This is a genomic window from Stenotrophomonas sp. YJH_SMC_73 (genome assembly GCF_059370155.1).
The window spans coordinates 96,257-116,827 of sequence record NZ_JCAFTJ010000009.1; the positions used below are offsets into that span (position 1 = coordinate 96,257).

The following is a 20,571-nucleotide window of genomic DNA, read 5'->3' on the forward strand; positions in this document are numbered from 1 at the left end:
GGTCCACACGCCCCATGAAAAAGGCCCGCTTGCGCGGGCCGCTTTCTTTACCGATGCAGTGAGGAATCACGCCTCGACTTCATCATCCTTGTAGGCATCGACCGGGATGCAGGCGCACATCACGTTCTTGTCGCCGTACACGTTGTCGACACGCGCCACCGGCGGCCAGTATTTGCTCTGCTTCAGGCTGGCCAGCGGGAAGGCGGCCAGTTCACGCGGGTAGGCGTGGGTCCACTCGCTGGCGGTCACTGCGGTGGCAGTGTGCGGCGCGTTCTTCAGCGGGTTGTCCTCGCGGTCCAGGCGGCCGTCTTCGATCGCGGTGATCTCCTCGCGGATCTGGATCATCGCGTTGATGAAGCGATCCAGTTCGTGCAGCGATTCGCTTTCGGTCGGCTCCACCATCAGCGTGCCGGCCACCGGGAAGCTCAGGGTCGGGGCATGGAAGCCGAAGTCGATCAGGCGCTTGGCCACGTCCTCGGCACCGATGCCGCTGGTCTTCTCCAGCGGGCGCACGTCCAGGATGCACTCGTGCGCCACCAGGCCGTTGCGGCCGGTGTACAGGGTCTTGAAGTGCGGGGCCAGGCGCTTGGCGATGTAGTTGGCGTTGAGCTGCGCGACCTGGGTGGCCTTGCGCAGGCCGTCGCGGCCCATCATCGCGATGTACATCCAGCTGATCGGCAGGATCGAGGCGCTGCCGAAGCTGGCCGCGCTGACCATGCCGACCGGGCCGTTGTCACCCAGCTTGCCCGGCAGGAACGGGGCCAGGTGCTCCTTGACCGCGCACGGGCCGACGCCCGGGCCGCCACCGCCGTGCGGGATGCAGAAGGTCTTGTGCAGATTCAGGTGCGAAACGTCCGACCCCCACTTGCCCGGCTTGGCCACGCCGACCAGGGCATTCATGTTGGCACCGTCGGTGTACACCTGGCCGCCGTGCTTGTGGATGATCTCGCAGATCTCCACCACCTCTTCCTCGAACACGCCGTGCGTGGACGGGTAGGTCATCATGATCGCGGCCAGGCGGTCGCTGTACTTCTCGGCGTTGAGGCGGATGTCCTCGACGTCGACGTTGCCGTTGGCATCGGTCTTGGTCACCACCACCTTCATGCCGCACATCTGCGCCGAGGCCGGGTTGGTGCCGTGCGCCGAATCCGGGATCAGGCAGATGTCGCGGTGGCCTTCGCCGCGCGAGCGGTGGTAGGCGCGGATCGCCAGCAGGCCGGCGTACTCGCCCTGCGCGCCGGAGTTCGGCTGCAGGCTGACCGCGTCATAGCCGGTGCATTCGACCAGCATCGCTTCCAGCGTGTCGATGAGTTCCTTGTAGCCCAGCGCCTGGTCGGCCGGCACCAGCGGGTGGATCTGCGAGAACTCCGGCCAGGTCACCGGGATCATCTCGGCGGTGGCGTTGAGCTTCATGGTGCACGAGCCCAGCGGGATCATCGTGCGGTCCATCGCCAGGTCCTTGTCGGCCAGCGAGCGCAGGTAGCGCAGCAGTTCGTGCTCGCTGTGGTGGGTGTTGAACACCGGATGGGTCAGGAACGCGGACTGGCGCAGCAGGCCGGCCGGCAGTGCGTCGGCGGTGCTGGCATCCAGCGCATCGATGTCGGCCTGCGCGCCGAACACGGCGGCCAGCGCGACCACGTCGCCGCGGGTGGCGGTCTCGTCCAGGCTGATGCCGACCGAGTCGCTGTCGATCGCGCGCAGGTTGTAACCGGCGGCGCGTGCCTTGGCGTGGATCTCATCGGCATGCACGCCGGTGATGTGCAGCGTATCGAAGAAGTCGCCACCGACCTGCACGCCGGCCTCGCGCAGCGCGGCGGCCAGGATCGAGGCCAGGCGGTGGGTACGCCGGGCGATGCGGGTCAGGCCTTCCGGGCCGTGGTACACGGCATACATCGAGGCCATCACCGCCAGCAGCACCTGTGCGGTACAGATGTTGGAGGTGGCCTTCTCGCGGCGGATGTGCTGCTCGCGGGTCTGCAGGGTCAGGCGGTAGGCCGGGTTGCCCTGGGCATCGACCGAGACGCCGATCAGGCGGCCCGGCATCGAGCGCTTGTAGGCGTCGCGGCAGGCCATGAATGCGGCGTGCGGGCCGCCGAAGCCGAACGGCACGCCGAAACGCTGGCTGTTGCCGACCACGATGTCCGCACCCCATTCGCCCGGGGCGGCCAGCAGGGTCAGCGCCAGCAGGTCGGTGGCCACGGCCACCAGGCCGCCGCGCGCGTGCACGGCCTCGACCAGCGCCTTGTAGTCGCCGATCTGGCCGAAGGTGTCCGGGTACTGCAGCAGCAGGCCGAAGGCTTCTGCTTCCAGTGCCTCGGCCGGGGTGCCGACGCGCAGCACGATGCCCATGGGCTCGGCGCGGGTGCGCAGCAGTTCCAGGGTCTGCGGGTGCACGGCGTCGTGCACGAAGAAGGTGTCCGACTTCGACTTGGCCGAACGCTTGGCCAGGGTCATCGCTTCAGCTGCGGCGGTGGCTTCGTCCAGCAGCGAGGCGTTGGCGATTTCCATGCCGGTGAGGTCGGCGCACAGGGTCTGGAAGTTGATCAGCGCTTCCATGCGGCCCTGCGAGATCTCGGCCTGGTACGGGGTGTAGGCGGTGTACCAGGCCGGGTTTTCCAGGATGTTGCGCAGGATCACGTTCGGCGTGTGGGTACCGTAGTAGCCCTGGCCGATGAAGCTGCGCAGCACGGTGTTCTTGTCGGCGATCGCACGGATCTTCGCCAGTGCCTGCACTTCGGTCATCGATTCCGGCAGTGCCAGCGGCGCCGGCGACTTGATCTTGGCCGGTACGATGGCATCGGTCATCGCATCCAGCGACGCGTGGCCGACGACGTCGAGCATCTGCGCGATCTCGGCATCGTTGGGGCCGATGTGGCGCTCGACGAACGCATTGTGGTGCTCGAGCTCACGCAGGGAAGGGGTGTTCTGGGACATGGCGAAGGATCCGTCAGGAAAGGGCACACGCACGGGCACAAGCCGCCGGTCGGCGGTCTGCGGGGCGCCCCTCTGTCCTTTTGCCTGAGAGTTTGGAAGCGCGGAAAACCGCGGCTTCGTGCCCCTTCGGCGCCGGATCGAACCGGTCTCTCCAGAGTTGTGTTACGGGTGGTATCGGGCCTGAGCGATTACGGGCGTTGCGCCTTCGGCAGCGGTGTTCCGCTTCTCCCACCGTGTTGCCCGCCGATTATAGCCCGTTGGGGGCGCGCCAGCCGCCTGCGGGCCCGGCCGCGGCGCCTGAATGGCCGATGGCCCGCCCGTGCGTTTTGTGCACTGCTGCATGGCGTCAGGCGCAATCCCCACCTATGATGGGCGGATACCCGAATTCATCTGGCGCCGTCCCTGCTGCAGGGGACTGGCGCCCGCCGTGCGTGCCGCGCATGGCCCTGCCGGACGCCTTCTCCATGACCGCCGCTGTTGCTCCTTCCACCCGCCGCATGGCCCTGCTGCTCGCCGGCCTGGCCATGTTCGGTCCGTTCTCGATCGACACCATCTTCCCCGCGTTCCCGCAGCTGGCCCAGCGCCTGGCGGTGGACGAGGTGGCGGTGCAGCAGACCATCAGCGTGTACCTGCTGTTCTACGGCCTGATGAGCCTGGCACACGGCCCGCTGTCCGATGCCTGGGGCCGCAAGCGGGTGATCCTCGGCGGCCTGGTGGTGTTCGTCGGCGCCTCGGTCGGCTGTGCGCTGTCCACCGATCTGACCACGCTGCTGGGGTTCCGCGCCCTGCAGGGCCTGTCCGCAGGCGTCGGCATGATCGTCGGCCGCGCGGTGATCCGCGACCTGTACCACGGTCACGACGCGCAGCGGCTGATGAGCCAGGTGTCGATGCTGTTCGGCATCGCCCCGGCGATCGCGCCGATCATCGGTGGCTGGATCCTGCTCAGCGGTGCTGGCTGGCCGCTGATCTTCTGGTTCCTGGTGGTGTTCGCACTGGTTCTGCTGGCAGCCACCGCCCGCTACCTGCCGGAGACCCATCCGCTCGAAGCGCGCGTTCCGTTGTCGCCGCGGGTGCTGATGCGTGATTACGTGCGCATCGGTTTCAATCCGCGCTTCCTGCGCCTGGCGCTGGCCGGCAGCATCGGTTTCGGTGGCATCTTCCTGTACATCTCCTCGGCACCGGTGTTCGTGATGCAGCACCTGCACCTGGGCGAGGGCGGTTTCGCCTGGCTGTTCATCCCCACCATCGGCGGCATGACCACCGGCTCGTTCCTGTCCGGGCGCATGGCCGGGCACACCACGCCCACCCGCCAGGTATCCATTGGTTTCGGCCTGTGCGCGCTGTCGGTGCTGCTGAACGTCGGCTACGTGGCGCTGGCGCCGCAGTTCGTGCTGCCGTGGGCGGTGCTGCCGATCTTCCTGGGTGGCATGGGCATGGCGCTGATCTTCCCGATCCTGGCGCTGGCGGTGCTGGACATGTACCCGCACCAGCGCGGCCTGGCCTCGTCGCTGCAGGCCTTCGTGCAGCTGATGATCAGCACCGTGGTGGCCGGCGTGGTGTCGCCGCTGCTCAGCGCCAGCCCGCTGCACCTGGCGTTGGGCCAGGCCGGGTTCTTCGGCGCCGGCTTCGTGTTCTGGTACTGGGAACACCGGCGCGAACGCGCGGCGCAGGCAGCCTGCACGGGTCACTGAGCAGCGCGCAGGGGTAGGGCGGGCCGTGGCGCCCGCAACGCTTGCGGCGGGAAACCGCCGGACTAGGCTGGGCACTCCAGCCAGCCGGTGCACAGGTGCACGACAGCCAGCCGATCCACTGTCGTTGCATGAGGTTCCCCATGGCTGCGCAGCAGACCTACCGCCTGTTCGAGGTGGCGCTGAAGGAGCGCCGCGTTCTTTCCCCTTCCCTGGACCGCATGGTGTTCACCGGTGCCGACGTGGCGCGGATGACGACCGGAGGGCCGGACCAGCGCATCAAGGTGTTCTTCCCCTTGCCCGGCCAGGAGGCGCCGCAGGTCCCCAGCGGCGAGGACTGGTACCCACGCTATCGGGCCCTGCCGGACGATCAGCGCCCGCCGATGCGCACCTACACCCTCCGCCAGCTGCGTGCAGAGCAGGGCGAGGTCGATGTTGATTTCGTGCTGCATGGCGAGACCGGGCCGGCCTCGCGATGGGCCATCCATGCACGGCCGGGCGACCGCGTGGTGCTGCTGGCCCCGGATGCCGACTGCGCCGACAGCAGCGAGGGCTGGGAATGGAAGCCGCCGGCCGGCGTTGGCCAGGTGCTGCTGGTGGCTGACGAGACCGCGCTGCCGGCAGTGGCCGGGATTCTCGAGGAACTGGCGGCCAGGGTGGATCCGCCGCGTACGCTGGCCCTGCTGGAAGTGGCGCAGGCCGGTGATGCGGTTCGCCTGAAGGCGCCGGCCACGGCCGAGCTGGTCTGGTTGCCGCGCGGGCGGGCGGCGTACGGGGCGCCTCTGTTGCAGGCGGTGCAGGCGCGCCTGGCCGCCTCGAGCGTGGTCGCTGGCGAAGAACTGGAAGAGATCGACGTCGACGCGCAGATCCTCTGGGAACAGGCCGATGCCAGCGTGGCCGGGCCGCTGTATGCCTGGGTGGCAGGCGAGGCGGGAGCGGTGATGGCGATCCGTCGCCATCTGGTCCGCGAGTGCGGGCTGGACCGCCGCACGATCACCTTCATGGGTTACTGGCGGCACGGGAAAGTGTTGGACTGAGGGGGTGTGAAGCGGTGTGGCGGGCGGGGTGCGCTATCCTTGCGCCCCCCTCGCAGCGGTACCGCACCATGTCCACCAGCTCCAAGACCCGCCGCGACCAGCGCCGTCGCCAGGAAAAGCAGGCCGCCAACAAGGCCGCTGCCCAGGCCTCGCCGGTGGAGCCGCATGCGGAACTGCGCGACGCGCAGCGCACCCTGCTGGCCGGTGTCGTGCGCCGCGATGGCGAATGGGTGCTGGGCATGGACGGCCGTATCGCCGGCCACAGTGACTCCGCCGCGCAGGTACTGGCGCTGATCATGCAGGCCGGTGAACTGCACGAGCGCAACGGCACGCCGGTGCGCCTGATGTACTCCGATGCGCTGCGCGACGCCGCACAGGCCGAAGCGAAGGAAAAGGGCCAGACCTTCGAGGAGTTCAAGGCGGACCTGGCCGCGGCGATGGCGGCGAAGAAGGACAGCTGACAGGCATTCCGGTAGAGCCGGGCGCTGGCCGGCTGCCCGCGGGGTCTTCATCGCGTGGTTGCCGGCCAGCGGCCTGGCACTACCAGGAAGGGGCGGATCCTTGCGGACCCGCCCCTTTTCTCATTTCGCCGCCGGTGCCGCGTTGGCCTGCCAGCCGCACATCTGGCCTTCGTTCTGCTGCTTCAGCCACTCGTTGACCGGCGTGAAGTACTCGATCATCGGGCCGGCATCGAGCTTGTCGGTGCCGGTCAGCTCCTTCAGCGTGGCCTGCCACGGCTGGCTGGCACCCTTGCTCAGCATCGCCCAGTATTTCTGGCCGGCTTCCTTGTTGCCGTAGAAGGTGCACTCATGCAGCGGGCCCTTGTAGCCGGCCGCGTCGCACAGGCCCTTGTAGAACTGGAACTGCAGGATGCGCGCCAGGAAGTAGCGGGTGTACGGGGTGTTGCCTGGCACGTGGTACTTCGCGCCCGGATCGAAGAACTCCTCGCCACGGGTACTGGCAGGCGCCACGCCCTGGTACTTGGCCTTCAGGTCCCACCATGCCTTGTTGTAGTTGTCGGCGGTGATCGAACCATCGAACACACCCCAGCGCCAGCGGTCGATCATCAGCCCGAACGGCAGGAACGACACGCCCGACAGCGCCATGCGCATCTGGTTGTTGATGACCGCTTCGCGGCTTTCGGTCGGCGCATCGACCAGGCCGATCGAGCTGAGGTACTTGGGGGTCATCGCCAGCACGATGGTGTCGCCGATCGCTTCATGGAACCCATCGTTGGCACCGCCCTGGAACAGCGGCGGCAGCGGGTTGTAGGCCAGGTCGTAATAGATGTGGCCCAGCTCGTGGTAGATGGTGGTGAAGTTCTCTTCGTTCGGCTTGATGCACATCTTGGTGCGCACGTCGCCTTCCATGTTCATGTCCCAGGCGCTGGCGTGGCAGACCACATCGCGGTCATCGGGCTTGATGAACTGGGTGCGTTCCCAGTACGACTGCGGCAGCGACGGCATGCCCAGCGATACGTAGAAGTCCTGCGCGCGTTCGGTCATCTGCTTGGCGGTGCGCAGTTCGGCCTCGCGCTGCGCCTTGTACTGCGCGGCCACGTTGGCATCCTTGCCGGCCTTGGCCAGCGCCGCGCTCAGGTTGGTCTGGTACTGCTTCTCCAGCGCCGCGGTGATGTCCAGGCTGCCGGCGCCCGGGTACGGTTCCAGCTGGTCCCACAGGTTCGACCAGTCCTGCTGCCACATGTTGCCCAGCAGGTGCGCGGCGATCAGGCCGTTGCCCACTTCGGCCTTGTCCTTGCCGTAGGTCTTGTCCAGCTTGCCGCGTGCGTAGCAGTGCAGCTGCTCGTACATCGGCTTGACCTGTTCCCACAGGCGGTCGGTTTCCGGGCCGATCTGCTCCGGCGGCATGTCATAGCCGCTGCGCCACATCTCGCCGGCATCGGTGAAGCCCATGCCCTTGGCGCCTTCGTTCACCAGGCCGACGAACTTCTGGTAGTCGCCGCGCATGTTCTTGGTGGTGCTGTGCCAGCCCTGCCAGGCGTCGAGCTGCTTGTCATAGTCGCGGCTGCGTGCCAGCACCTGCTCCAGCTCGCCCAGCTGGCGGCAGGAGTTCGGATCGTTGGCATCGGTGCAGTACTTGCCGGCGCCATAGCTGCCTTCCATGCGGGTGGCGATCTGGGTCAGCTCGGCCAGCTTGGCCGGGTCGCGCGGTGCCGGCATCGACGACATCAGCTTCAGCAGGTGGATCGCGCGCTTGCTGTCCTCGCTCATCGGCTTGCCGTCGAACTTCGCAGCCTGTTCGATCCAGCTGTTGAGCTGGGTCAGCGAGCGCTCGTTGGCCTTGGCTGCGATGCGTTCCGAATCACTGTTGATGTAGGTGGAGGACAGCCACTGCGCCGAGGTCATCTCCGGGTAGGCGGCCTTGAACTCGGCATTGATGCGGGCCACGAACTGGTCGGCGGTTTCGCCGGCCGGGGCGCTGCTGCTGGCGGTATCGGTGCCTGGGGCAGCTTCCTTCTTGCAGGCGGCCAGGGCCAGCGTGGCGGCGGCGATTGCCGAGGCCAGCAGGAGATGACGGTGTTTCACGGGCGGTCCTTGGGTGGTGAACGACGGCCGAAGGCTAGTGGGCAGCCGCTGCCTCCGCAAGTGGCGGAAGTCGGCCGGGCGGCGCCCGGCACCCGCAGAGGCCAGAGCACAAGCAACAGCAACCGCCGAAGCAACCGCAACAGCGGGGTATCCGTGGGATGGCGCGGCGGTGTGGGCTTGCAGGACACGCCGTAAACCCATCCATGGGGGCTCGATGGCGCCATCCATGGCGCCAACGGTCCTGCAAGCCCACACCGCCCCACCTCTGACAGATCGTGGCGGCTGTTGGTAGGTGTCGACCTTGGTCGACACATCTGTCAGGTATCGACAATCAAAATGGGGTCAGATCCGTTTTCCTCCGGAAAACGGATCTGACCACAAGATCGTTCCAACAGATCGCGGAAAACTGTCGAAGGCGGGGTGGGTCCGGTGGCGGGAGCGTCCGCGGCATGGATGCCGCGGCCAAGCCCCCAAGGATGGGTTTACGGCGTCTCCCGCCACCGGACCCACCCCACCATCCCACGGAATGCACGCTGTTGCTGTTGCTTCGGCCGTTGCCCCTGCAGGTGCAGGGCTGCAAGCCCTGCCGAACACCCCTCAACTCTCGCAGTTGGCGAACACGTCGCGGTCGCGTTCGTACAGCGAGGTCTTCACCTGCATCAGGCCCAGCACCGACGGGAACAGGTTGTCATGGTCGGTATACGCCGCCGAACGCTTGCGCACGCACTGCAGGTCCAGCCCACGGCTGCTGGCGAAGCCTGGCGAGAACCACATCGTCATCGGTACCCGGGTCTGCTCGGCCGGGGCGATGGCGTAGGGCACGCCGTGCAGGAACAGGCCCTTCTCGCCCAGCGACTCGCCGTGGTCGGACAGGTAGATCATCGCCGTGTCGTAATCCTGCATGCCCTGCAGCGTGCCGATGGTCTTTGTCAGGAAGTGATCGCTGTACAGCACGGCATTGTCGTAGCTGTTGGTGATCTCTTCGCGCGAGCAACGGCCAATGTCACGGGTATCGCAGGTCGGGGTGAAACGGCGGAATGCGGGCGGATAGCGCTCGAAGTAGGCCGGACCGTGGTTGCCCAGCTGGTGCAGCACCACCACCCGGTCGCCGGGCCTGGCGCGTACCTGGGTGGCCAGGTCCTGCAGCAGGATCTCGTCCATGCAGCGGCCATCGGCGCACAGGCCCGGCGTGGTGGCATCGGACAGCGACTGGAAGTCCAGGCCTTCGCACACGCCCTTGCAGCCGGACTGGTTGTCACGCCACAACGGTGCGATGCCGGCACGGTTCAATACGTGCAGCAGCGACTGGTGCGCGCGGATCTTCTTCTCGTCGTAGTCATGGCGGCCCCACGGCGAGAACAGGCACGGCAACGAAACCTCGGTGCTGGTGCCGCACGAATGCATGTCCGGGAAATTGATCACGCTGGCCTGCGCCAGTTCCGGGGTGGTGTTGCGGCCACCGTTGAGCCCCCAGTTCTGCGCACGCACGGTCTCGCCCATGACGATCACCAGCAGGCGCGGCTTGCTGGCCGGCGCGCGCGGGGTGGCCTTGGCATCGGTGCCGATCGGCAGCTTCGGCGCGCGCTGCACCGGATTGTCGCCACGCAATGCACGCGGCATGCCCAACAGGACATTGGCCGGTGTCGCGAGATAGCGCACTTCACGCTGGTTGCGCATCAGTGCCGAGACATCCTGGAACGAGATCAACGCGCCGCCGACAGCCGTCACTGCCGCCACCACCAGGAAGCCGACGCGCCAGAGCAGGCTGCGGCCCCAGCTGCGGCGGCGCAGCTGCACGCGCCACAGCACCACCATCGGCAGCACTGCCAGCAGCAGTACCGGCCACAGCAGCGATACCGTCATCAGCTCGCGGCTTTCCTTGGGGTCGGTCGCCAGCACGTTGCGCAGCATGTCCGCATCCAGGTAGATGTGGTAGCGGCTCATGTAGTGTGCGGCGAATGCGGTCACCAGCAGCAGCAGGCTGATCACCACTTTGGCGTTCCAGCGCCAGACCAGGATGCCCAGCAGCACGCCGTGCGCACCCAGCAGCAACAGCAGCAGCGACAGCGCGTAGCGCAGGCTGCCCGGATGGCTGGCCATCGCGCTGTGCCAGAACAGGCCGTTGCCGGCCACCGCGAAGAACAGGCTGGTGAAGGCGATCAGTGCTTCGGTGGACAGCTGTGGCCGCCAGTGGCGAAGACCCGCCAGCGCGGAAGGGCGGGCGGGGCGTTGGACCGATGCACTCATGCGTTTGCCTCCTGGCGGTTGGGACGGTCCAGCTGACGGCGGATCAGGATGCCTTTGACGATCAGGTACAGGCCGAGTGACAGCAGCCAACATATCAACGCGGTGGCAACATCATGCGAAAGGAAATGCGCGCCCCGGAGCTGCTGGCTGATGCCGAACACCAGGCCGGTGCCGAGGCCGATCCACAAGCCTGCCCAGCGCCATGACGGGCGCCACAGCAGGGCGAAATAGTACAGGCACAGCCACGCATAGCCTGCGCTGGCGTGGCCGGCAGGGAAGCAGGCCTGTGCGGCCATGCCGGCCGGGCGCTGCGTGAAAAGCCCGATATAGGGCTGATGGCCACCGTAGCGCAGCAGGTCCCAGGGACATTCCATCGGCACCAGGGTCTTCAGCAGGGAGATCACGCCCGTACCCAGCGCCATGGCAATTACGACATAAAGCAGCGCCCATCGCAGGGTGCGATCGCCCCCCTTGCGCCAGTGGTGCACGCACAACAGGATCGCGACCAGCGCCGCCGACGTGCTCAGCCACTTGCCGGCCTTGTGCACCACCGTGCGGGTGACCCAGGCGTCCTGCAACGCCCAGTGGCCACCTTCGAGGCGGAACAGGTGATCGGCCACCCATTGATCACCGCCGAAACCCATCAGCAGCGTAAACACGGGCAGACCGATTGCGACAGGCAGCCAGAAGTGAGTTACGGCGAATCTTGACGCCAGTGGTGATGTCGCAAGCGGCGCTGCCGCATCAATGGGACGAACGGGCATGCTGGGAAGGGGCGGTTCGGGAATCCGCGCTCATGCTCGTCACCTCGATGTCGGAGAAGGGTCGGACGCCCGTTCGCGCCGGGTTAATGAGTCCCCGGCGCGCGTCACCGTTCAGTCTTCTTCGGCGGTCGATCCGGTGCGCTCGGCGTGGCACTTCGGGTCCCAGGCCGTACCGGGAAGCAGTTGCCAACGATTCCTGTTGGCAATGCCGATGTCGATCACCTTGGCCCGGTCCACGCAGGGGCTCATCGCATCGTCCAGCACCAGCACCCAGCGCTTGCCCGGCGCCTCGGCCAGCCACGGGCCGGCGTCATGCCATTGTTCGGCCCACGGGCGCTTGAAGCCGAACTCGCGCACCGGCCGATCTGCCTGCAGCAGGTTCTGTTCGCGCCAGGCGACCAGTGCCAGCTCCGCATCCGGGCCGATCCGCGCGCCCACCCGGCGCATCACCGCCGACGCTGATGCGTACGGATCCAGCGCCGGGATCAGCACCAGGCCGTAGAGCATCCACAGCATGCCGTGGGTCAGCAACACCAGCGTTGCGGCACGTCGCACCCGCAGCCACACGATCAACGTGGCCAGGGCAATGGCAAAGGTCAGCAGGCCATCTCCCAGCACCGGCAGCAGCGAATCGGGCATCGCCCGCCGTTCCAGCTGCGCCAGGGCCCACGGATGTTCGGTCATCAGCATCACGCCGAGCACGCCGGTGGCCAGCATCAGCACCACGGTGTAGCCGAACAGGTAGCGCCGCACGCAAAGCCGTCGCAGCAGGCCAGGCAACAGCGGGGCCACCGCCAGCGCCATCGCCGGCAGCATTGGCAGCACATAGACCTCGCGCTTGCCGGGGCTGGCACTGAAGAACACCAGCACCAGCAGCGCCCAGCCCAACAGCAGCCATTGCCGGCAGTCACCACGGCGGATGCGGCGCCACCAGGGTTTGAACAGCATCGGCAGCAACAGGCTGCCCGGCAGCCACAAGGTCAGGATCACCTGCAGGTAGTACCAGACCGGCTGGCGGTGGTGCCAGGCGTTGGCGTAGCGGGTGCCGGTCTGCTTGAACAGCAGTTCGTGGGCGTAGGACTGCAGGGACGCGCTGGGCTCATGCAGCAATGCCCAGCCCAGCGGGGCAAGCCACACCGCCACGCCCAGCAGGAAGGCCGGGATCAGCCACAGCAGCGTTGCCGGGTGCGGACCGTCCACGCTGCGCCCGCGGCGGCGCTGGTACAGCCACCAGCCGAACCACGGCAGCACCATCAGCAGCGGCAGGAACCCCACGCCCTTGGTCACCGTGCCGAGGCCAGCGGCGAAACCGGCCAGCCACAGCGCGGGCAGGTTGCGGCGCTCGCACAGGTGGCGCATCAATCCCCACAGGGCCACCGTGGTCATGCCGACCAGCACCATGTCGATCTGCGCGCGCTTGGCCATCAGGCCGAACTGCAGGGTGCAGAACAGCGCCGCGAGGGCGTACAGGGAATGCCGGGGTGACCACAGCCGCCGTGCCAGGTCCGACACCAGCCACAGGCTGAGCAGGGCGCCCAGCAGCGACGGCAGCAGGAACGACCATTGCCAGCTGCCGACCACCTCGTAAGCGGCCGCCTGCAGCCACATGAAGACCGGCGGCTTCTCCGCGTACAGCTCCACGCCCCGGTGCGGCAGCAGCCATTCCCCACTTTCGACCATGGTACGGGCCGCCAGCACGAAGCGCGGCTCGTCCGGCGGCTGCGGCTGGCGCAGGCCGATACCGGCGGCCAACGCGGCGATGATCAGCAGCCACAACAGGGGCAGGCGCCAACGGCGGGGCAGGGCTACGGGCACGGCAGGCTCCGGGAGCAAAACCGCCACTCTGACGTGGCTGGGGTAGGAAAGGCGTCGGAGCGGGCGCAGGGCGACCGCATTCCGACATGGTCGGCGCTACCATGGTACGAACTTCCGTGGATCTTTCGTGCATGCGTCTGTTGGTGATCGAGGACAACCGCCAGCTGGTGGCCAACCTGTTCGACTATTTCGAGTCGCGCGGGCACGTGCTCGACGTGGCCCCGGATGGCATCACCGGCCTGCACCTGGCAGGCAGCCACCCCTACGATGCGGTGATCCTGGACTGGATGCTGCCGCGCATGGAGGGGCCGGAGGTGCTGCGTCGCCTGCGCGCCGAGCACGCGTCGGAGGTGCCGGTGATCATGCTGACCGCGCGCGACGAGCTGCCGGACAAGATCGCCGGCTTCCGCGCCGGTGCCGACGACTACCTGACCAAGCCGTTCGCCCTGCCCGAGCTGGAAGTGCGGCTGGAGGCGCTGCTGCTGCGCGCGCAGGGCCGCAATCCGCGCAAGCGCCTGCAGGTGGGCGACCTGGTGCTGGACCTGGCGACCCTGGAAGCCCAGCGTGGTGGCCAGGTGCTGCACCTGTACCCGGCCTGCCGCAAGCTGCTGGAAGTGCTGATGCGCGCCAGCCCCGGTGCGGTCACCCGCCAGCAGCTGGAGTTCGCCCTGTGGGGCGACGAGCCACCGGATGGCGATCTGCTGCGCTCGCATGTCTACGAGCTGCGCCGCAGCGTCGACGGCCCGTTTGCCGACAAGCTGATCCATACGCTGCCGCGGGTGGGCTATCGGTTGGCGCTGATGGACGCTGCCGACGCAGGCAGGAATGCTGATGAGGGCGCGTAAGCCGGGGCCGCTGTACCGGCGGGTGGTGTGGTGGTTGCTCGGGTACCTGGCACTGCTGTCGATTGCAGTATTCAGTGTCGGCAACTACGTGCACGAACACGCCGAGCACGCCGCGTGGCGCGCGCTGCTCAATTCCGAACTGGACAGCATCGTCGAGCATGTCGAGCACGAACCTCACTATCGCTGGCAGGACTCGGACACGCTGAGCCTGTACCGCTTTGACGCAGTCAATCTGCCAGAGAGCCTGCGCTCCCTGCATCCTGGGTTGCATGACGGAGTGATGGTCAAGGGCCGCGAGACGGCGGTGATGGTCCGTGAAACGCAGTCGATGGGACGGGTGGCGCTGGCGCTTGACATCTCCGATTTCCATGACCTGGAACAGTTCGCCACGCGCTGGGTGATGCTGGCCGGGGTGATCATGATCTTCGTCACAGTGCTGATGGCGTCGTTCGGCATGGAGCGGATGGTGCGTCCGTTGAGCCTGCTGGCACAGCACATTGCCGGGCTGCGGCCGGGCGTGCAGGGCCAGCGTATCGAAGTCGATCCGCGCGGCAGCGCTGAGCTGCATACCATCGCCGGTGCGTTGAACGACTACCTGGACCGCAACGAGCAGTTCGTCGAGCGCGAGCGGGTCTTCATCAGCACCGCCAGCCACGAACTGCGCACGCCGATCGCGGTGATGACCGGTGCTGCCGAGCTCGCGCTGGAGCAACCGGGCCTGCCCGAGCGCGCCCGCCAGCAGATGCAGCGGGTGTTGCGCACAGCGCAGAGCGTGGAGCAGCTGATCGAGCTGCTGCTGGTGCTGGCGCGTGATCCGGCACGCCTGGCCGCGCGTGCCGAGCGCATCGCCCTGGACCAGCTGCTGCCGGAGATCGTCGACGACCATCGCCACCTGCTCGGTGACAAGGACCTGAGCATCGGCATCCAGGCGGCGCCGGTGGATATCGTTGCGCCGATGGCAGTGGTGCAGGCGGCGATCGGCAACCTGCTGCGCAATGCCATCGAGAACAGCGGCCGCGGCCATATCGAGCTGCAGTTGAGTGCGTCGGCGGTGCTGACGCTGCAGGACCCAGGGCATGGCATGAGCCCGGAGGAGATTGCCGCCATCCACGCGCGCATGGCCCGTGGCGGACGCGCCGATCGTGGCGGCGGCATCGGCCTGGACCTGATCGCGCGGTTGTGCGAGCACCTGGGCTGGACCCTGCAGCTGCAGCCCTGCGAGCCGCGCGGAACGCGTGTCACGCTCGATTTCAGTGCCTCGCGCCCGGCCTGATCCGGCCGTCCTGGTAGATGCCAACCTTGGTTGGCATGCGGCCCGTCGACCAAGGTCGACGCCTACCCACGCAATGGCTGTTCGCATTACCGCCCGTTCGGCCGCGCCACGTGCTGGTCGATCAGGATCACGTTGCCGTCGGGATCGGCCAGCTGCAGGTAGCCGGTCCCCTGGCCATCGGGGTCAGTGCGGACTGCCAGTTCGATGCCCTTGGCATCCAGTTCCGCCTGCAGTTCACGCACATCCTGGAAGTGGGGCAGCTCCTGCCTGTGCTGGTCCCAGCCGGGGTTGAAGGTCAGCAGGTTGCCCTCGAACATGCCCTGGAACAGCCCGATGACCGTGCCGTTGCTGCGCATTACCAGCCAGTTCTGCGTGGGATCGCCACCGGTGACCGAGAACCCGAGGGCTTCGTGGAACGCGCGGGAGGCGGCCAGGTCCTTCACGGACAGGCTGACAGAGAACGCACCAAGCTGCTTGGGCCTGCTCCACAACGGTGATGCCGCAATGTCGTCAATGCAGGGGAAGGCGACAAGCAGCGCAGCATGACCAGGCGTGAAGACAATGTTAATCTCGACCTGCGCCGCTTCATGCGGCGCTTTTTTTTCTCCGCTCTTTCGATCGACAGAGGATCCCATGCCGACCGAACCCGCTACCGCCCTGATCAGCAACGACATCGTTGGACTGGGCCTGATTGCCGCCACCCTGGCCCTGATCTTCTGGGCCGCCAGTGGTCCGACCCCGTTGTTGAAGAAGATCTTCGCCTGGGTGCCGGCACTGCTGCTGTGCTACTTCATCCCCGCCATCTACAACACCGCCGGTGTCATCGATGGCCACAACACCTCGCTCTACAACCCGGTCGCGCGCGACGTGCTGCTGCCCGCTGCGCTGGTCCTGCTGACACTGTCGATCGACCTGAAAGGCGTCATCAAGCTCGGCCCAAAGCTGCTGATCGTGTTCTGTGCCGGTACCGCCGGCATCATGCTCGGCGCCATCGTCTCGTTCCAGCTGATGAAGCTGATCCATCCGGAAACGGTGGCCGGTGATACCTGGGCCGGCATGGCCGCGCTGGCCGGCAGCTGGATCGGTGGCGGCGCCAACATGGTGGCCATGCGCGAGGTGTTCGGCACCGATGCCACCACCTTTGGCCAGTTCGCGGTGGTCGACGTGGCCTGCGCCAGCCTGTGGATGGCGATCCTGCTGTTTTTGGCCAACCGCGCGCAGCAGATCGATACCCGCAACGGTGCCGACACCCGCGCCATCGACGAGATGAAGGCACGCATCAGCGCCTACGAGGCACAGAACGCGCGCATTCCCAGCATGACCGACCTGATGGTGATCGTTGGCGTGGCATTGGGTGGCGTCGGCCTGGCCCATGCCATCGCCGCGCCGTTGTCGGGCTGGTTCAAGGCCAATGTCAGCTGGGCCAGCCAGTTCAGCCTCGACAGCCAGTTCGTCTGGGTGATCCTGCTGTCCACGGCGATGGGCCTGGGCCTGAGCTTCACCCGTGCGCGCCGGCTGGAAGCCGCAGGCGCTTCGCGGCTGGGCACGGTGTTCCTGTACTTCCTGATCGCCTGCATCGGCATGCAGATGAACCTGCTGTCGCTGCTGGATCGGCCGTGGCTGTTCCTGCTTGGCGCGATCTGGATGGCCACGCACGTGCTGGTGCTGTGGGGGGTAGCCAAGCTGCTGCGCGCGCCGCTGTTCTTCTTCGCGATCGGTTCGCAGGGCAACATCGGCGCGGCCGCCTCGGCCCCCGTGGTGGCCGCAGCCTTCCATCCGACGCTGGCGCCGGTGGGCGTGCTGCTGGGTACGGTGGGCTATGCCACCGGCACCGGGCTGGCGTATGTCACCGGCCTGATCCTGAAGTGGATGGCCGGCGCCTGAGTCCTGGCCGGACGATCCTGTTGCGGGTTCGCGGCGTGCGCCGCGAACCCGCTCTGCCCGTGTAGAGCCGAGCCCGCGCTCGGCTTTCTTTTGCCTGCTGAAAGGCAGGCCTGGCCTTCAGCAGCAGCGCCCGCCGTTGCGCCCGCCGTAACGCGCTTCCTGGCGCTCGCGGAAGAACGTCTTGTAGTCCATCGGCTCCTGGTCCGGGTGCTTATCCAGCATGTGCCGGACGTAGTTGTCGTAGTCAGGAATGCCACAGCACAGTCGTGCGGTCTGCACCAGGCGCCGCCAGATGCGGCGGTGCGCCTGGTACTGGCCGGCGGGAACCAGTTGCGTGCTCATCACAGATCCACCATTTCATGCGGCTTCAGCGCCACGTACGGGGTCTCGCGGTCGCTGCGCTGCGGGTTGCGGCGTGCCGCCAGGATGGTCTTGATCGAATACACCAGCACCGCGCCGACCACCAGCAGGAACAGCGCGGTCAGGCCGGTGTTGACGTAGGCGTTGACCACGATCTGCTTCATCTGCGCCACCGACTTGGCCGGTGCAGTGATCGTATCGCTGGCGAGCGCGGCCTGGAACTTGTGTGCCTGCGCCAGGAAACCCTGCGCCGGGTTGCTGTCGAAGATCTTGATGAAGCCGGCGTAGGTGGTGCAGATCAGCAGCCACACCGCCGGTACCGCAGTGACCCACGCATAGCGGTCACGCTTCATCTTGAACAGCACCACCGTGCCCAGCATCAGCGCGATGCCAGCCAGCATCTGGTTGGAGATGCCGAACAGCGGCCACAGCGTCTGGATGCCGCCGAACGGATCGACCACGCCGGTGTAGAGCAGGTAGCCCCATAGCGCCACGCAGCCGGCGGTACCGATGATGTTGGCGGTCCACGACTCGGTCTTCTTCAGGGCCGGCACGAAGTTGCCCAGCAGGTCCTGCAGCATGAAGCGCCCGGCGCGGGTACCGGCGTCCACCGCGGTCAGGATGAACAAGGCTTCGAACAGGATCGCGAAGTGGTACCAGAACGCCATCATCGCGTCGCTGCCACTGGGAATCGCTTCGTGCAGGATCTGCGCGATGCCTACCGCCAGCGTCGGTGCACCACCGGCGCGGTGCAGGATGGTCGGTTCACCAATGGCGGCCGCGGTCGCGGTCAACTGCTCGGGGGTAATGGTGAAGCCCCAGGTGTTGGTGATGTAGTGCGCCGCCGAGGCTGCATCGGCACCGATCACGGCGGCCGGGCTGTTCATCGCGAAGTAGATGCCCGGATCGATGATCGAGGCCGCCACCAGCGCCATCACCGCCACGAACGATTCCATCAGCATGCCGCCGTAGCCGATGTAGCGCATGTGCGCTTCATTGGCCAGCAGCTTCGGCGTGGTGCCGGAGGAGATCAGTGCGTGGAAACCGGAGACCGCACCGCAGGCGATGGTGATGAACAGGAAGGGGAACATGCCGCCCTTCCACACCGGGCCATCACCGCTGGCGGCGAACTGGGTCAGCGCCGGCATCTTCAGTTCCGGCATCACCACCAGGATGCCGATGGCCAGCGCGATGATGGTGCCGATCTTGAGGAAGGTCGACAGGTAGTCACGCGGGGCCAGCAGCAGCCACACCGGCAGCACCGAGGCGACGAAGCCGTAGCCGATCAGCATCCAGGTGATCTGGGTGCCGGTGAAGGTGAACGCCGGCCCCCACACCGGGTCGGCGGCGACCTTGCCGCCGTACCAGATCGCGGCCAGCAGCAGGATCAGGCCAACCACCGAAATCTCGCCGATCCTGCCGGGGCGGATGTAGCGCATGTACACGCCCATCAGGATCGCGATGGGCATCGTCGCGATCACCGTGAACATGCCCCACGGGCTTTCGGCCAGCGCCTTGACCACCACCATCGCCAGCACCGCCAGGATGATGATCATGATCAGGAACGCACCGAACAGGGCGATGGTGCCGGGTACCTGGCCCATCTCCTCGCGCACCAGGTCACCCAGCGAGCGGCCGTTGCGACGGCTGGACAGGAACAGCACCATGAAGTCCTGCACTGCGCCGGCCAGCACCACGCCCACCACCAGCCACAGCAGGCCGGGCAGGTAGCCCATCTGCGCGGCCAGCACCGGGCCGACCAGCGGGCCGGCGCCGGCAATGGCGGCGAAGTGGTGGCCGAACAGCACGTGCTTGTTGGTCGGCACGTAGTCCAGGCCATCGTTGTTGATCACCGCCGGGGTGGCCCGGGTCGGATCCAGCTGCATCACCTTGTTGGCGATGAACAGGCTGTAGAAGCGGTAGGCGACCAGGTACAGCGAGACCGCGGCCACCACGATCCACAGTGCGTTGATGTGCTCGCCGCGGCGCAGGGCGACGGTGCCCAGACAGAATGCGCCGAGCAGGGCGAGTGCCGCCCAGCCCAGTTTGGAAAACCCTTTCATGAGGTGCTCTCTCCCGGAAAGACAGTCAAAGAGTCCTGCTTGCCCACGACAGGGTCAATTGGCACAGGACGAATCGGCGGTAGTACTTTGGTCGTACGACGGTGGCGCTGACGTGCAGCCAACATCAGGGATGGAACAATTGGTTGCGGTGCCATCCATTGGCGTACGGCCATGTGGCGTCCATCTTCAGGGGCATCCATCCCACAGGAGTCGCCATGAGCCTTCCCGAACCGGTCCGCGTGCTGCGCACCATCCGTGGCATGCCCACCTCCGACGGTGCCGGCGTGCGCCTGACCCGCGTCATCGGCGGCCCGACGCTGCCGGACCTGGACCCGTTCCTGCTGCTCGATGAATTCGGCACCGACCGGGCCGAGGACTACATCGCCGGCTTCCCGGAACACCCGCACCGCGGTTTCGAGACCGTCACCTACATGCTCGACGGACGCATGCGGCATCGCGACAACCATGGCAACGAAGGCCTGTTGACCCCGGGCAGCGTGCAGTGGATGACCGCTGGCCGCGGCCTGGTGCACTCGGAGATGCCCGAGCAGGAAAGCGGGCAGATGCGTGGATTCCAGCTGTGGGTGAACCTGCCGGCGAAGGAGAAGATGACCGAGCCGAAGTACCAGGAGTTCGCGCCCGAGCGCATTCCCGTGGTGCAGCCGGCAGCCGGCGTGGAAGTGAAGGTGATCGCCGGCTCGGTCGACGGCACCCGCGGCCCGATCGTGCAGCCGGCCACCGAGCCGCTGTATCTCGACATCACGTTGGCGCCCGACCGGGCCTGGACTTACACGCTGCCGGAAGGCCACAACGCCTTTGCCTATGTATTTGAAGGCGGACTGACGGTGGGTGAACAGGACGCCGCCCGTGATGTTGCGCGCCAGGAGCTGGCGGTGCTGGGCGGCGGCGAACAGCTGCATGTTTCGGCTGGCAGCGAAGGCGCGCGGCTGATCCTGGTGGCCGGCCGTCCGTTGCGCGAGCCGGTGATGCGGCACGGCCCGTTCGTGATGAACACGCGGCAGGAACTGATGCAGGCCTTCGTCGATTTCCAGGAAGGCAGGTTCTGAGGTAGTGCCGGCCGCCGGCCGGCACCTGCTTTTGATCAGGACCGAAGG

Annotated in this window: 15 protein-coding genes and 1 riboswitch; of the genes, 7 read left to right on the forward strand and 8 right to left on the reverse strand. The window is 66.9% G+C overall.

The window, feature by feature from the left end; all coding sequences use genetic code 11:
• Window positions 1-66: 66 nt before the first annotated feature.
• Window positions 67-2,934, reverse strand: coding sequence for an aminomethyl-transferring glycine dehydrogenase (gene gcvP / locus AC5P8R_RS15335; RefSeq protein ID WP_014648019.1), 2,868 nt, complete (start codon window positions 2,932-2,934; stop codon window positions 67-69).
• Window positions 2,935-2,996: 62 nt separating this feature from the next.
• A riboswitch (glycine riboswitch) is annotated at window positions 2,997-3,099 on the reverse strand.
• Between the two features lie 299 nt (window positions 3,100-3,398).
• Here gcvP and AC5P8R_RS15340 point away from each other — a divergent pair.
• From AC5P8R_RS15340 to AC5P8R_RS15350, 3 genes are all read left to right on the forward strand, one after another.
• A complete protein-coding gene (locus AC5P8R_RS15340) occupies window positions 3,399-4,625 on the forward strand; it encodes a multidrug effflux MFS transporter (protein WP_032960036.1) in 1,227 nt (408 codons plus the stop codon).
• A gap of 140 nt (window positions 4,626-4,765) precedes the next feature.
• On the forward strand, window positions 4,766-5,659 hold the full coding sequence (locus AC5P8R_RS15345; protein WP_014648017.1) for a siderophore-interacting protein: 894 nt from the start codon (window positions 4,766-4,768) through the stop codon (window positions 5,657-5,659).
• 68 nt (window positions 5,660-5,727) lie between these two features.
• Window positions 5,728-6,120: a hypothetical protein gene (locus AC5P8R_RS15350; RefSeq protein WP_014648016.1), complete on the forward strand. Its 393-nt coding sequence runs from the start codon at window positions 5,728-5,730 to the stop codon at window positions 6,118-6,120.
• A 120-nt stretch (window positions 6,121-6,240) separates the two neighbouring features.
• On the opposite strand, the gene AC5P8R_RS15355 is transcribed toward AC5P8R_RS15350, so the two are convergent.
• From AC5P8R_RS15355 to AC5P8R_RS15370, 4 genes are all read right to left on the reverse strand, one after another.
• Complete coding sequence (locus AC5P8R_RS15355; RefSeq protein WP_014648015.1) at window positions 6,241-8,205, reverse strand: M2 family metallopeptidase; 1,965 nt, start codon at window positions 8,203-8,205, stop codon at window positions 6,241-6,243.
• Window positions 8,206-8,802: 597 nt separating this feature from the next.
• A complete protein-coding gene (locus AC5P8R_RS15360) occupies window positions 8,803-10,452 on the reverse strand; it encodes a phosphoethanolamine transferase (RefSeq protein WP_495223598.1) in 1,650 nt (549 codons plus the stop codon).
• The gene (locus tag AC5P8R_RS15365; protein WP_041863683.1) at window positions 10,449-11,216 is read right to left on the reverse strand and encodes a phosphatase PAP2 family protein; all 768 of its coding nucleotides are present in this window, start codon (window positions 11,214-11,216) and stop codon (window positions 10,449-10,451) included. The genes AC5P8R_RS15360 and AC5P8R_RS15365 overlap by 4 nt, the downstream gene beginning before the upstream one ends.
• Window positions 11,217-11,327: 111 nt before the next feature.
• On the reverse strand, window positions 11,328-13,031 hold the full coding sequence (locus tag AC5P8R_RS15370) for an ArnT family glycosyltransferase (RefSeq protein ID WP_495223599.1): 1,704 nt from the start codon (window positions 13,029-13,031) through the stop codon (window positions 11,328-11,330).
• Between the two features lie 131 nt (window positions 13,032-13,162).
• Between AC5P8R_RS15370 and AC5P8R_RS15375 the strand changes: the two genes are divergently transcribed.
• Window positions 13,163-13,876: a response regulator transcription factor gene (locus AC5P8R_RS15375; protein ID WP_014648011.1), complete on the forward strand. Its 714-nt coding sequence runs from the start codon at window positions 13,163-13,165 to the stop codon at window positions 13,874-13,876.
• Entirely contained in the window at window positions 13,863-15,149 is a 1,287-nt protein-coding gene (locus tag AC5P8R_RS15380; protein ID WP_014648010.1) for a sensor histidine kinase, read from the forward strand. The genes AC5P8R_RS15375 and AC5P8R_RS15380 overlap by 14 nt, the downstream gene beginning before the upstream one ends.
• A gap of 86 nt (window positions 15,150-15,235) precedes the next feature.
• Here the strand turns inward: AC5P8R_RS15380 and AC5P8R_RS15385 are convergent, their stop codons facing one another.
• Window positions 15,236-15,640: a VOC family protein gene (locus AC5P8R_RS15385; RefSeq protein WP_164077722.1), complete on the reverse strand. Its 405-nt coding sequence runs from the start codon at window positions 15,638-15,640 to the stop codon at window positions 15,236-15,238.
• A gap of 142 nt (window positions 15,641-15,782) precedes the next feature.
• On the opposite strand from AC5P8R_RS15385, the gene AC5P8R_RS15390 reads away from it, so the two are divergent.
• Entirely contained in the window at window positions 15,783-17,033 is a 1,251-nt protein-coding gene (locus tag AC5P8R_RS15390; protein ID WP_053496043.1) for a DUF819 family protein, read from the forward strand.
• A 117-nt stretch (window positions 17,034-17,150) separates the two neighbouring features.
• Here AC5P8R_RS15390 and AC5P8R_RS15395 read toward each other — a convergent pair whose 3' ends face one another.
• Window positions 17,151-17,375 (reverse strand): YbdD/YjiX family protein, encoded by a 225-nt coding sequence (locus AC5P8R_RS15395; RefSeq protein ID WP_032958992.1) that lies wholly within the window; start codon window positions 17,373-17,375, stop codon window positions 17,151-17,153.
• Window positions 17,375-19,456 carry a carbon starvation CstA family protein gene (locus AC5P8R_RS15400; protein ID WP_014648006.1) on the reverse strand — a complete coding sequence of 694 codons (2,082 nt, stop codon included), beginning with the start codon at window positions 19,454-19,456 and terminating at the stop codon, window positions 17,375-17,377. Before AC5P8R_RS15400 ends, AC5P8R_RS15395 begins: the two co-directional genes overlap by 1 nt.
• 215 nt (window positions 19,457-19,671) lie before the next feature.
• Here AC5P8R_RS15400 and AC5P8R_RS15405 point away from each other — a divergent pair, with 215 nt between their 5' ends.
• Window positions 19,672-20,523 (forward strand): pirin family protein, encoded by an 852-nt coding sequence (locus AC5P8R_RS15405; RefSeq protein WP_014648005.1) that lies wholly within the window; start codon window positions 19,672-19,674, stop codon window positions 20,521-20,523.
• Window positions 20,524-20,571 lie beyond the last annotated feature (48 nt).

Bases quoted from the DNA above. Each gene is read 5' to 3' on its own strand.
- AC5P8R_RS15395 (WP_032958992.1), bottom strand. From the start codon at position 17,375: ATGAGCACGCAACTGGTTCCCGCCGGCCAGTACCAGGCGCACCGCCGC.
- AC5P8R_RS15345 (WP_014648017.1), top strand. From the start codon at position 4,766: ATGGCTGCGCAGCAGACCTACCGCCTGTTCGAGGTGGCGCTGAAGGAG.
- AC5P8R_RS15375 (WP_014648011.1), top strand. From the start codon at position 13,163: ATGCGTCTGTTGGTGATCGAGGACAACCGCCAGCTGGTGGCCAACCTG.
- AC5P8R_RS15365 (WP_041863683.1), bottom strand. From the start codon at position 11,216: ATGCCCGTTCGTCCCATTGATGCGGCAGCGCCGCTTGCGACATCACCA.
- gcvP (WP_014648019.1), bottom strand. From the start codon at position 2,934: ATGTCCCAGAACACCCCTTCCCTGCGTGAGCTCGAGCACCACAATGCG.
- AC5P8R_RS15360 (WP_495223598.1), bottom strand. From the start codon at position 10,452: ATGAGTGCATCGGTCCAACGCCCCGCCCGCCCTTCCGCGCTGGCGGGT.
- AC5P8R_RS15380 (WP_014648010.1), top strand. From the start codon at position 13,863: ATGAGGGCGCGTAAGCCGGGGCCGCTGTACCGGCGGGTGGTGTGGTGG.
- AC5P8R_RS15400 (WP_014648006.1), bottom strand. From the start codon at position 19,456: ATGAAAGGGTTTTCCAAACTGGGCTGGGCGGCACTCGCCCTGCTCGGC.
- AC5P8R_RS15340 (WP_032960036.1), top strand. From the start codon at position 3,399: ATGACCGCCGCTGTTGCTCCTTCCACCCGCCGCATGGCCCTGCTGCTC.
- AC5P8R_RS15350 (WP_014648016.1), top strand. From the start codon at position 5,728: ATGTCCACCAGCTCCAAGACCCGCCGCGACCAGCGCCGTCGCCAGGAA.
- AC5P8R_RS15405 (WP_014648005.1), top strand. From the start codon at position 19,672: ATGAGCCTTCCCGAACCGGTCCGCGTGCTGCGCACCATCCGTGGCATG.
- AC5P8R_RS15390 (WP_053496043.1), top strand. From the start codon at position 15,783: ATGCCGACCGAACCCGCTACCGCCCTGATCAGCAACGACATCGTTGGA.